Here is a 12,036-nt window from a genome sequence, read left to right on the forward strand (position 1 = left end):
CTCTATGGATATATTCATTAGCATTATCGGCGTATTTGTCCTATTAGGTATAGGGGCTTTACTGTCTAATAATCGACGTGCAATTAATTTGCGAACCGTATTTGGAGCATTAGCCATTCAAATTGCTTTTGCTGCACTTATCCTGTATGTACCGGCAGGGCGTGATGCGTTACTTGCTACCGCAAATGGCGTGAGTAAGGTGATCAATTACGGTAATGAAGGGATTTCATTTCTATTTGGTAACTTAGCTGATCCAAGCAATAGCAGCATTGGCTTTGTGTTCGCCATTAAGGTATTACCGATTATTATCTTCTTCTCTGCACTGATTTCATTACTCTACTACATTGGCGTGATGCAATGGGTGATTAAAATTATTGGTGGCAGCTTACAAAAGTTACTCGGCACTTCACAGGCGGAATCAATGTCTGCGGCAGCGAATATTTTCGTTGGGCAAACAGAAGCGCCATTAGTGGTAAAACCTTATATCAGCCGAATGAGTGATTCAGAACTCTTTGCGGTGATGGTGGGTGGAACAGCATCTATCGCAGGTTCTGTAATGGCTGGTTATGCAGGAATGGGCGTGCCTTTAACTTACTTAATTGCAGCGTCATTTATGGCTGCACCGGCAGGTTTGTTATTTGCGAAATTAATGTATCCGCAAAATGAGCACATTTCAGATACCATTGATGAAAATGTTGAAATCGAAAAACCGAATAATGTAGTGGAAGCCTTAGCTAACGGTGCAAGTTCAGGGGTATCTTTAGCGATTAATGTTGGTGCGATGTTAATTGCCTTTATTGCGGTGATTGCATTACTTAACGGCATTATCGGCGGAATTGGTGGTTTATTTGGGCGTGAAGATTTAACGCTACAAATTCTATTGGGCTACATCTTCCAACCACTTGCATTTATTATTGGTGTGCCTTGGGAAGATGCTGATATTGCAGGTCAGATGATCGGTATGAAATTAGCGGTAAATGAGTTTGTAGGTTATCTGGAATTTGCCAAGTATCTGCAACCTGATTCAGTTGTGCAACTAAGCGATAAAACCAAAGCAATTATTACCTTCGCATTATGTGGTTTCGCTAATATTAGCTCCATTGCGGTATTAATTGGTGGTATCGGCAGTATGGCTCCAAATCGCCGTTCAGACATCGCTCGCTTAGGCTTAAAAGCGGTAATTGGCGGTACATTAGCAAACTTAATGAGTGCAACTATTGCAGGTTTCTTTATCGGCTTAAGTGGTGCTGCTTTAGGTTAATACAAGCGGTCAAATTCGATAAATTTTTTGCAAAAAGCCTAAGTAATTAATGATTACTTAGGCTTTAACTTTATCGGTAATTTAATGTTGGGTTTCCAGCCATTCATTTACTTTGGCTAAGAATATTTTCCCCATTGGGCTTGGATCGCCAGAGAATAAGGTTTGCAGTTTATTATTCTCAATAATATCCCGTCTGAGAGCTAAACGTTCTTCGTGATTTTCCGCTAAACGAATTGCTTGAGCAACATATTCATCTGCGGTTTGAGTAATAAGCCACTCAGGTAATCCAAGACGTTTAAATAATCCTTCATCAATATGTTCGTGAACTTCATCCCCAGTTTTACAAATGCCGACTAAACCTAGGGTTACCATATCAATAATGCCATTAGTATTCCCGAATGGGAATGGGTTTAGCATCATATCGCAGTTTTTTAGGATATTTAGATATTGAGCGTATGGCTGATGTGGGTAGGCGGTTGCATCATTACCTAAATAACTTTTGATAAAACGCTCTACATATGGGTGTGTAATACCTGTCGATTGTCCTAATGCGAAATGGAAATGGACTTTCACTTTTGCGTTATCACGAATAGCCCTTAGTGCTTGTAAGAAATATGGGTTTAATTTCATCGTTGTTGAAGCAATACCAATATTAACTACTTCAGGCTTTTCACGTAGGTTATAGGTTATCTCTTTTGGAGTTAATGCTGAAGGTACATAAGGCAAAGCATCTTTTGGTAAACGTAGTAATTGTTCACTAAAGCATTCTTCAGAGCCGACATAATCATCTTCCACAATCACATATTCTATAAAATCTGAATGCGTGGTTGCCGGATGACCTAATGCAATTGCTTGGATTGGAGCTAAGCGGGTATTACTTGCAAAGATAGTTGTTAAGTCCATACCAATACTAGGCATATAAAAAACCGCTGGATTATATTTATCACAAATTTCTTTTAGCAAGAGCAATCTGTCGAATAAAGTGCCACCTTGTGGATAGGTGTAAAATTCATCAAAAACAGATTTGCCTGCTTCATCTATGGAATTTCCCCCTAAACCAATTATATGAAAATGATCACGAGCTGCAATTAAAGAAGTCGAATGTGTACGGTAAATAGAATGTGAGGAAGTAAAATTCTCAATTAATACTACCATAATAGGTTTTCCACTCTTATAGCCAAGAGTTCTAATTTCCCTATCTTCCCAGCCGGCAGCCAGTAAGTGGCGACGGATAACACTGTTTAATGCTCGTTTGATATTATGTTTATTGTTTTTAACATCATAACTGCAGTGCATATATACATCGTGAGAAATTGCATTAGGCAGTTGATCTAAGTTCTCAAATTGGGCTAATTTTTCAGGAAACCATTGTAAAATAGCAGCACGTTTTGTGAATGCAACAGGTGTTCCAATAAAACGAGGTGATTGTAATGCAAAACACAGTGAAGCTGTAAGTTCCTTAGAAGCATTCCAGGCAGCATCTAGATTCAACAGAATATTCGATTCTGGTAAATATAAAATACAGAATTTGGTTAAGGCTTGTATAGTTGCTTCTAAATCTACTGCATTTGGATTAGTGGAAGTCTTATTTTGATTATAAGTACGCAATATATGATCTGCATTGATATACGGAGAACTTGCAAAAATAAGTGCAATCCAACGTTGTGCAGTTAGAAAGCTAATTGCATCAGATTCCGATATTTCTAATTCAGGGTCTTGGAATAATTGCGTAATGGCTACTGCCATACGAGTACAAAAATAAATTGTTCTATCTGGCTCTAACTCATCTAATTGATGAGGTGCATCAAATTCAATATCGTAAATATTCCCAAAATGACTATCTAACTTGTTGAGAATAGATAATAGTTCAGCACAAGCTAAATCATAATCTTTGTTAGCCACCGCTTGTTCGAAGCGAATGACACTCGGCTGTTTTTCTTCTGACATAATTTTGTCCTTAGTTCAACGTTCCCCACAGATCGTACTCATCTGCATTGGTAATGGTTACTGAAATAACTTGACCGACACTCACGTCTTTATTTTCAATATTATCAACATACACGACACCGTCAATTTCCGGTGCATCAGCCATTGAACGCCCGATAATACCTTCTTCATCAATTTCATCAATGATTACAGGTAAGGTTTTACCGATTTTAGCTTGTAAGCGTGCAGCGGAAATCTCTTGTTGTAACTGCATAAAGCGGTGGAAGCGTTCTTCTTTTACCTCTTCCGGCACTTGATCCGGCATATCGGTTGCAACTGCACCTTCAACAGGGCTGAATTTAAAGCAACCAACACGGTCAAGTTGGGCTTCTTTTAAGAAATCGAGTAATAGTTGGAAATCTTCCTCCGTTTCGCCCGGGAAACCGACAATAAAAGTGGAACGTAGCGTTAATTCAGGGCAGATTTCACGCCATTTTTTGATACGCTCAAGGGTTCTTTCAATCGAGCCGGGGCGTTTCATCGCTTTTAAAATTTTCGGGCTGGCGTGCTGAAGTGGAATATCCAAATACGGCAGAATTTTGCCTGCTGCCATTAGTGGAATTAAATCATCGACGTGCGGATACGGATACACATAATGCAAACGCACCCAAACGCCCATTGAACCTAATTGCTCACAAAGTGTGATTAAGTTACTTTTAATCGGCATACCGTTCCAGAAAACGGTTTTAGTGGCTTCTTCTTTTTTGCGATCTAATGAGTAAGCAGAGGTGTCTTGAGAGACAATTAATAACTCTTTTACACCAGCGTCCACCAAGCGTTTTGCTTCATCTAATACTTGTACGATAGGGCGGCTTGCCAAATCGCCACGCATTGATGGAATGATGCAGAATGTACAACGATGATCACAGCCTTCTGAAATTTTTAAGTAAGCGTAATGCTTTGGTGTGAGTTTTACGCCTTGTTTTGGTACGAGGCTAGTGTAAGGGTTAAATTCCGGTTTCGGCACATATTTGTGAACGTGATTCATCACCGCTTCATAACTGTGCGGACCTGTGATCTCCAATACTTTCGGGTGAACTTCACGAATTTGGTTCTCTTTTGCACCTAAGCAACCTGTAACGATCACTTTTCCGTTTGCTTCTAAGGCTTCGCCAATGCTTTCCAATGATTCTTGCACCGCAGAATCAATAAATCCGCAGGTGTTTACAATCACTAAATCGGCATCTTCATAGCTTGGAATAATGTTATAACCATCAGCACGCAGCTCGGTTAAAATACGTTCGGAATCAACTAAATTTTTAGGGCAGCCTAAGCTGATAAAACCAATATTCGGGGTAGCACTCATATAACTCTCAACAATTAAAAAAGAAAATGCCTACAACTTTTGTCTTGTAGGCAAAAAACTAGCGAGATTTTACAAAAAATTGCCGCAAATAGCGATAACAAGCGGTCATTTTTTGATAAAGTTTTGCAAATAGTTAGTCAATATCATTCAGCATTGCTAATACAATAGCAGATGATTTCTCAGCCGCTAAAGGTAAAAATTCTTCAAATGATAGATGAGACTCTTTATCTGCCACATCAGAAACTGCTCTCACAATCACGAACGGCACGCCAAAACCATTACAAACTTGAGCAATCGCCGCCGCTTCCATTTCTACTGCCACAACATTGGGGAAGTTTTGGCGGATTTCGTTAATTTTTTCTTTGCCATTGATAAAGGCATCGCCACTACAAATTAAGCCTGAAACCACATTAAAACCTGCTTTTTTCGCTTCTTTTTGGGCGAGTTCGACTAATTGTTCGTTTGGCTCAAATGCGGCTGGATTTGCAGGAAGTTGCCCGATTTCATAGCCGAAAGCGGTTACATCAACATCGTGATGGCGTACTTCGGTTGAAATGAGAATATCGCCCACATTTAAGTTTGAGTCTAAGCCACCAGCAGAACCCGTGTTAATAATCATATCAGGTTGCGTGAGCTGAATAAGTAATGTTGTACCGATGGCAGCCGATACTTTACCAATGCCTGATTGTAATAACGCAATACGCGTATTGTTAATTTTTCCTTCAAAAATTTTACAGCCTGCTAATTCCGTGATTTTCGGTTCAACCATTAAGTTGCGTAAAATTTCAACTTCTTGTGCCATTGCACCAATAATACCAATTTTCATTATTTTGCTTTCTCTACAATTCTATTTAATTAAAAAATGCTATTTTAACAGCATTAATAGTGAGGTGGGGGTGTTTCTTCAGAACGTGAAGCCACTTGGCTTACTTGAGCCCCTTTTAATTTTTCAGCAATATGGCGAATTTGAGTTTGTAGCTTATCTATCGCAAATTGTTGCTCGATTAATGATTGATTTAACTCCTCAATAATCAACTCTTGAAAGGCAACTTTCGTCTCCAATTCGGTAATTCTTGCCGATAATGTACAATTATTATCCATTTTAGTGAAAAAAAGGTTGTGTGAAATGAAATTACACTTTACCCTATCTAAAGTCTTCTTAACAGTTATTTTTATAAGGAAAAATTATGTTAAAAATGAAGTTATCCGTAGCTGCCGTTCTTGCAGGGGCATTTTTTGCAACAAATGCAATGGCTGAAGAAAAAGCTGATCCAAAATTTGTTGATGAATCATCTTATGCGGTTGGTGTATTAATGGGTAAAAATATCAATGGTGTGATCGAATCACAAAAAGAGATTTTTACTTATAATCAGGATAAAATTTTAGCGGGTGTGCAAGACACACTGAAGAAAACAGGTAAATTAACTGATGAAGATTTACAAAAACAGTTAAAATCTTTAGATGCTTATTTGTCAGCGAAAGAAGCTAAAATTAACGAAGAAAAAACGAAAGCCACTGTTTCAGCAGGCGATAAATTCCGTGCAGATTACAAAAAACAAGCCGGCGTGAAAGAAACCTCTTCGGGCTTGTTATACAAAATTGAAAAAGCAGGTGAAGGCGAATCTCCAAAACCGCAAGATACGGTTAAAGTTCATTATAAAGGTACTTTAACAGACGGTACGGTGTTTGATAGCTCATACGATCGTGGTGAGCCGATTGAATTCCAATTAAACCAACTTATTCCGGCGTGGATTGAAGCAATCCCAATGTTGAAAAAAGGCGGTAAAATGGAAATTGTTGTTCCACCGAAATTAGGCTATGGTGAACGTGCAGCAGGTAAAATTCCAGCCAATTCAACCTTAAAATTTGAAATTGAATTATTAGATTTCAAAGCGGCAGATGCTAAGAAATAATTGATATTCAATTCTCATTGAAGCTACACAAGCGGTTAGATTTATTATAAGATTTGCAAAAAATGTGATAAAACTAACCGCTTGTAATTTATATTATGACCAAAAAATTCACGCCTTTTTCTGATGAAGATCACGCAATTCTTGCTTCTTACTTCCCCATTGTAGATGGCATTGCCGCCCTTATCGGCGAGCATTGTGAAATTGTTCTCCATTCTTTAGAGTTTCTTGAACATTCCGCGATTTATATTGCAAACGGACACAATACCAATCGTAAAATTGGCTCGCCGATTACTGACCGTGCGTTGAAATCGCTACATCATATGGCAACGGATAGCGTGTCTAAGCCTTATTTCACCAAAGCAAAAGGCGGCGTGTTGATGAAATCTATCACGGTGGCTATTCGTAACGGCAAGCAACACGTTATCGGACTGTTGTGCATTAATATCAATTTAGAAGTGCCGACTTCGCAATTCCTCAGCTCCTTTATTGCTCCGCAAGACGAAGCGGCAGATGTTACCTTTGCCAGCTCGGTGGAAGATTTAGTGGCTCAAACCATTCAAACCACGATTGATGATGTGATGGCAGATCGAACGATTTCTAACAATAATAAAAATCGCCAAATCGTGATTTCTCTGTTTGAAAAAGGCATTTTTGATATTAAAGATGCGATTAACCAAGTAGCTGAGAAGCTGGATATTTCCCGCCATACGGTTTATCTCTACATTCGCCAAATCAAGCAACCGGAGAAAGGGGAGAGTGATTAATGGACTATGTATTAGCGATAAAATCTCCCGTGTATGGCTCGCAAGGGGCGTATTTAGCCTACCAAGTGGCAGAAGAATTATTGCAAGCCAAGCACAATATTCGCCAAGTATTCTTTTTTCAAGAAGGCGTAAGCAATGCCAATGCATTGGTTAATCCTGCAAGTGATGAAATCAATTTAATCGAAAAATGGCAAAAATTAGCCGAATTACACCGCTTGCAACTGCATTTGTGCATCGCCGCCGCTCAGCGTAGAGGTATTGTGGACGAGCAAACTTCCTCTTCCGCCACTACCAATTTAGCACAAGGTTTTACCCTCGCAGGGCTTGGTGAATTCAGCCAGGCTGTATTAAAAGCGGACAGACTTCTCACGTTTTAAAATGAAAAAATATAAAATTGCCTTTCTTTTTACCCAGCCTCCTTTTGGCTCATCAGTTAGCCGTGAAGGGCTAGATGCTTTACTTGCGGCAAGTGCATTTTGTGATGAGCAAGAGCTCGCTATTTGCTTTATCAATGATGGCGTGTTCAATTTAATTTCAAATCAACAGCCGGAACAAATTCTGCAAAAAGATCATATCTCTACGTTTAAATTGTTAGATCTTTATGATTTAAGAGAATGTTTTGTCTGCCAAGAGAGCGTGAATGTGCGTAGATTGGAGAATGCACATTGGATATTGCCAAATGTTCAATGTAAAACGCAAGCGGAAATAATGATGTTACTCAATCAAGCTGAAAAAGTGATGACTTTTTAAGGAATACAATGCTTTATACCCTTTCCAAAGCACAATATGATGATGAAATGCTTAGTCTGTTACATCATTTGAATGACAATGATGCCGTCATTTTATGGCAAGATGGCGTGTTACAAGCGGTCAAAAATCCACAATTTTTTGCAAATTTGCCCCGTTGTTATCTCTTAGAACAAGATGTTATCGCAAGAGGATTACAACAAACTCTCTCTGAATTTCGCACCATTTCATTAGCAGAATGTGTGAAATTAACTGAACGTTATTTTCCTCAAACAGCATTGTAATTTTCTTTGTAATGGCAAATAAATTGAATTATGATGGGAACTACTTTAAAAGGAGGAGTTATTATGAGAACAAAATACCTTGTTTCTTTACTTGCACTTACCCCTGTTTTTGCTGTGGCACAACCAAATGATCCAAATTGGGTTGATAAGCAACATAGCAAAGCCAGTAATACATTGGACCGTTGGGCGAATAATATTAACGATTGGTTAGGTGAAGCTGACCCAGACAAGCCCGGTACGGCTTCTTTGCGTGTTATGCTAGACAGCCGCTGGGATAAATATGACAAATTTACCGTTAAGCCTCGTGTTCGCGGTAAAATCAAATTGCCCGTATTAAAAAAACATCTAAATGTGGTATTTGGTGATGACGAGCTTGATAATGAATTAACCGATAAAAACCACGTTGGAAAATTATACAAAGATATTAAGGCTAACAAACGTTATAATTCCCGCGAAGCAAGAGATTCTAACGCTTCTATCGGTTTACGTTGGTCTGATGGTATTAAAGCATTAGGGATTGAAACCGATTTTGACGTTGGTGTTCGTTCCGGTAGCGATATTTTCGGGCGTGTCCGTGTCAGTAAAGATTGGAAAATTACCGACCAATTTACTACTCGTTTAGAACAAATCTATCGTTATGGTTCAGAGAGTAAGCACTATTTACGCACAAACTTTGAAAATAAATATAATGAAACGGATACAACCTTCATTATGAACCATACTCATTTTGAGTATCGTAATGATTTAGATGAAGAAAGAAGCTGGGGAAACAGTTTATATCGTCAGCATAACTTCAAACCGCTTACGCATATCAGCTATGGTATTGGTATGGGAGGGCGAATGGATAAGGATTTCGCAAGATTTAATTATTGGGGACCATTTGTAACTTACCGCCAACCAATTTGGCGTAATTGGCTCTTTATCCAACCGGAAATTAGTTTCTACAACGATAAAGATAAAGATCGTAAGCACTTTGTTCACACATTTGTACGTTTAGAAGCGATTTTCTAATTTCTATCTATAAATTACAAGCGGTTGATTTTGCAAAATTTTTTACAAAATCAACCGCTTGTCTATTTAATCTAATTAAATAATCCCTTGTCTTTCTAATTTATTTAAGAAATAAGGCATCTGTTTACGCCAAGTCGGCCAGTCGTGGTCGATATCAAAACCCCAATAATCAAACCAAGCCTCAATACCCTTTGCCTTAAAGGCTTCTTGTAGGCGACGGGTATCTTCAACGTGTTGTTCTTCCCAAGCACCTTGTCCAACGGCAATAACATAATGGTTTTGACGATAACGATCTAAGAACCAATCATCGTTTTGTCCCCATACATAATCAATCGGCGAGTTAAAATAGACCGCTTGATCACCATAAAATTCACCTGTGAAGAAACGTGCATCGTAAACACCGCTTAACGCAATAGCAACATCAAATAAATCAGGGTGGCGTAGGGCAAAATTCACCGTATGGAATGCCCCCATACTGCAACCTGTCGCCATCATTGTGCCATTCCATTGCGATTCGTGGCGTATTAACGGCACAAGTTCGTGAATAATGTAGCGGTCGTAAGCATTGTGAGCCAATGCCATATCGTGTCCTGATTTATGCTTAGATAACCAAGATTCTGCATCATAAGAGTCCGGCGTATAGAATTTGATCAAACCTCTTTCGATAAACGAACGGCACGCATCAATCATACCAAAATTGCCATATTCATTTTCATTACCGCCTGATGACGGAAAAACAATAACGGGTTTGCCTGCGTGTCCGTAAACGTTGAATGACATCTCACGCCCTAATTCGCCACTCCAGTGGCTTCTTTTTTCAAAATGCATAGTTCACCTCTTATTGTTTAGCTTGTGCGAATTGTGCGATTTCACGCATTTGTTCCATTGTTTCAGTGCGAGCTAAAATGCCTTTCTCGCCCATTACTTTGGCAAATACGCCCGGTACAGTTTGCACGCTAATAATATTGCCTGCAAACTTCTCACATACGGCTTCAATTGAATTTACATAGTTTTGATTTGCTTTGCGAGAAATATAAACCACATTCCAAGGGTGTTGAATATCTGAGTAGAATTTGTTTTCTTTCACAATATTTGCAAATTCACGGAATACATCAAAATCGTTGGCGTAGTTCCACATATCAATGGTTAAACCACCCGGTGGACGGCAATTAATTTCAAGTGGCAATATTTCGTCTTTTTTACTGCCTTTCACACGGAAAAATTCAAAGTGGAAAAAGCGTTCTTTGACGTTAAAAGCGTCCACACATTTTTTGCCCATTTCAACTAATTTTGGTGAAATTTCGCGTGGCACGTAGTAATACATATCACTATCTTTAGATACGGTATCTAATACCGCTTCAGAATATTCCAGGCTGGAGTAGAACACAATATTGCCTTGGTGGTCGGTTAAACCGTCAAAGGTAATAATATCGCCATCAATAAACTCTTCCATAATGTATTCAACGGTTGGCGTTTTATAACCAAAGAAGGCTTCTAATTCTTCAGCAGATTTAATTTTATAAGTATCGCTTGCTCCGACGCCTGAGTTTGGCTTGATGATCACCGGGAATTTTAATTCTTTCGCTAATTTGCGAGCATCTTCATCATTTTTGAACACTCGACCTTTTGCCACTTTTAAGCCTGTTTTACGGAAAACTTCTTTCATTTGGGCTTTGGTTTTAATTGCCAACATATCGTCAGTTTTATAACCAAACACGTTAAAGTCGGTACGCAATTTGGCATCCAATTCCAACCAATACTCATTGTGCGATTCAATGCGATCAATCCGCCCATATTTGTGAGCAAAATAGGCAACTGCACGGTAAACCTGTTCATAATCTTCCATATTATCAACACGATAATATTCCGTTAAAGAATTACGAAGGTTTTCGCTGAGCGATTCATAAGGTGCATCGGCAATACCTAAGGTATTAAAACCCGCTTCACGCAAACGAACGGCAAAAGTTTCAAAGTTCGTAGGAAAGTGTGGGGAAATCATCACAAAATTGAGTGGTCTGGACATAAGTTTTCCTTTTGAGTTTGCATATTATTAATTCAATAAAGTGATTGTAGGCTAAATTAATTAAATTGCAAAATATATTCAAACAAATAACTTTGCAACAAAAAATAAACTTTTAAATAACGTGTGTTTAATGATTTTGGAATTGATATTTAACAAAAAAGTAACCTTATTAATTTACTAGGATATTTTTCACAAACTCGCACTATTTCTAATTTACATCACAATGGCTATCTATTATGCTAATTGTATTCATCAGTGCTGATACTGGTAAATTACAACATCAATCTATCTAATGGGAGATTTAAAATGGCTGAACAAATTGTTCCTTCAAATGAAGCTATCTTAAAAGCAGTACAAGATACCTTAGTAATTTCAACCACCGATTTACAAGGTGTGATTACTTATGCTAACGATCTTTTCTGTCGTTTAACAGGTTTTTCTCGCGAAGAGCTAATCGGACAACCTCACAATATCGTTCGCCACCCAGCAGTGCCGAAAGAAGTTTATAAAAATATGTGGGATACCATTCAAGCAGGTAAAATTTGGACGGGTATCGTACCAAACTGCGGTAAAGGTGGTGTAGTTTATGTGGTTGATACCACCGTTCAGCCAATGTTTGATGAAGCAGGCAATATCACAGGTTACATCAGCGTTCGCCGTGTAATTAACGATTTAATGACAAACTTTGAAGCAGTTGAATTATCAAAAGAAATCTTTGATGACTTCTACGGCGAATAATTA

General features: G+C 38.5%; 14 protein-coding genes. 8 read left to right on the forward strand and 6 right to left on the reverse strand.

Going from position 1 to position 12,036, the window contains the following annotated elements; genetic code table 11:
- Positions 1-4 precede the first annotated feature (4 nt).
- On the forward strand, positions 5-1,261 hold the full coding sequence (locus V6W77_RS08875; protein WP_188157078.1) for a NupC/NupG family nucleoside CNT transporter: 1,257 nt from the start codon (positions 5-7) through the stop codon (positions 1,259-1,261).
- Positions 1,262-1,342: 81 nt separating this feature from the next.
- Here the strand turns inward: V6W77_RS08875 and V6W77_RS08880 are convergent, their stop codons facing one another.
- The 4 genes from V6W77_RS08880 to V6W77_RS08895 form a co-directional block, all read right to left on the reverse strand.
- Positions 1,343-3,208, reverse strand: coding sequence for a UDP-glucose:protein N-beta-glucosyltransferase (locus V6W77_RS08880; RefSeq protein WP_334254426.1), 1,866 nt, complete (start codon positions 3,206-3,208; stop codon positions 1,343-1,345).
- Positions 3,209-3,218: 10 nt separating this feature from the next.
- Positions 3,219-4,553, reverse strand: coding sequence for a 30S ribosomal protein S12 methylthiotransferase RimO (gene rimO, locus V6W77_RS08885; RefSeq protein WP_334254427.1), 1,335 nt, complete (start codon positions 4,551-4,553; stop codon positions 3,219-3,221).
- A gap of 133 nt (positions 4,554-4,686) precedes the next feature.
- Positions 4,687-5,379 carry a 5'-methylthioadenosine/S-adenosylhomocysteine nucleosidase gene (gene mtnN / locus V6W77_RS08890; RefSeq protein ID WP_025235079.1) on the reverse strand — a complete coding sequence of 231 codons (693 nt, stop codon included), beginning with the start codon at positions 5,377-5,379 and terminating at the stop codon, positions 4,687-4,689.
- A gap of 53 nt (positions 5,380-5,432) precedes the next feature.
- Positions 5,433-5,654: a SlyX family protein gene (locus V6W77_RS08895; RefSeq protein ID WP_025235080.1), complete on the reverse strand. Its 222-nt coding sequence runs from the start codon at positions 5,652-5,654 to the stop codon at positions 5,433-5,435.
- A gap of 86 nt (positions 5,655-5,740) precedes the next feature.
- Between V6W77_RS08895 and fkpA the strand changes: the two genes are divergently transcribed.
- The 6 genes from fkpA to V6W77_RS08925 all read left to right on the forward strand — a co-directional run bounded on the left by fkpA (position 5,741) and on the right by V6W77_RS08925 (position 9,272).
- Positions 5,741-6,466: an FKBP-type peptidyl-prolyl cis-trans isomerase gene (gene fkpA, locus V6W77_RS08900; RefSeq protein ID WP_025235081.1), complete on the forward strand. Its 726-nt coding sequence runs from the start codon at positions 5,741-5,743 to the stop codon at positions 6,464-6,466.
- A 95-nt stretch (positions 6,467-6,561) separates the two neighbouring features.
- Positions 6,562-7,230 carry a helix-turn-helix transcriptional regulator gene (locus V6W77_RS08905; protein WP_025235082.1) on the forward strand — a complete coding sequence of 223 codons (669 nt, stop codon included), beginning with the start codon at positions 6,562-6,564 and terminating at the stop codon, positions 7,228-7,230.
- On the forward strand, positions 7,230-7,607 hold the full coding sequence (gene tusD, locus V6W77_RS08910; protein WP_334254428.1) for a sulfurtransferase complex subunit TusD: 378 nt from the start codon (positions 7,230-7,232) through the stop codon (positions 7,605-7,607). Before V6W77_RS08905 ends, tusD begins: the two co-directional genes overlap by 1 nt.
- A gap of 1 nt (position 7,608) precedes the next feature.
- Positions 7,609-7,980 carry a sulfurtransferase complex subunit TusC gene (gene tusC / locus V6W77_RS08915; RefSeq protein ID WP_334254429.1) on the forward strand — a complete coding sequence of 124 codons (372 nt, stop codon included), beginning with the start codon at positions 7,609-7,611 and terminating at the stop codon, positions 7,978-7,980.
- 8 nt (positions 7,981-7,988) lie between these two features.
- Positions 7,989-8,261 (forward strand): sulfurtransferase complex subunit TusB, encoded by a 273-nt coding sequence (tusB, locus tag V6W77_RS08920; RefSeq protein ID WP_025235085.1) that lies wholly within the window; start codon positions 7,989-7,991, stop codon positions 8,259-8,261.
- 63 nt (positions 8,262-8,324) lie between these two features.
- Positions 8,325-9,272 (forward strand): hypothetical protein, encoded by a 948-nt coding sequence (locus V6W77_RS08925; protein ID WP_334254430.1) that lies wholly within the window; start codon positions 8,325-8,327, stop codon positions 9,270-9,272.
- A gap of 75 nt (positions 9,273-9,347) precedes the next feature.
- Here the strand turns inward: V6W77_RS08925 and V6W77_RS08930 are convergent, their stop codons facing one another.
- Positions 9,348-10,100 carry an esterase family protein gene (locus tag V6W77_RS08930; protein ID WP_334229526.1) on the reverse strand — a complete coding sequence of 251 codons (753 nt, stop codon included), beginning with the start codon at positions 10,098-10,100 and terminating at the stop codon, positions 9,348-9,350.
- A gap of 10 nt (positions 10,101-10,110) precedes the next feature.
- Positions 10,111-11,295 (reverse strand): ATP-grasp domain-containing protein, encoded by a 1,185-nt coding sequence (locus V6W77_RS08935; RefSeq protein ID WP_025235089.1) that lies wholly within the window; start codon positions 11,293-11,295, stop codon positions 10,111-10,113.
- Positions 11,296-11,601: 306 nt separating this feature from the next.
- On the opposite strand from V6W77_RS08935, the gene V6W77_RS08940 reads away from it, so the two are divergent.
- Positions 11,602-12,033: a PAS domain-containing protein gene (locus tag V6W77_RS08940; RefSeq protein WP_334235487.1), complete on the forward strand. Its 432-nt coding sequence runs from the start codon at positions 11,602-11,604 to the stop codon at positions 12,031-12,033.
- Positions 12,034-12,036: the final 3 nt, after the last annotated feature.

Origin of the sequence: Mannheimia indoligenes (assembly GCF_036880405.1) — a bacterium.
Classification (GTDB): domain Bacteria; phylum Pseudomonadota; class Gammaproteobacteria; order Enterobacterales; family Pasteurellaceae; genus Mannheimia; species Mannheimia indoligenes.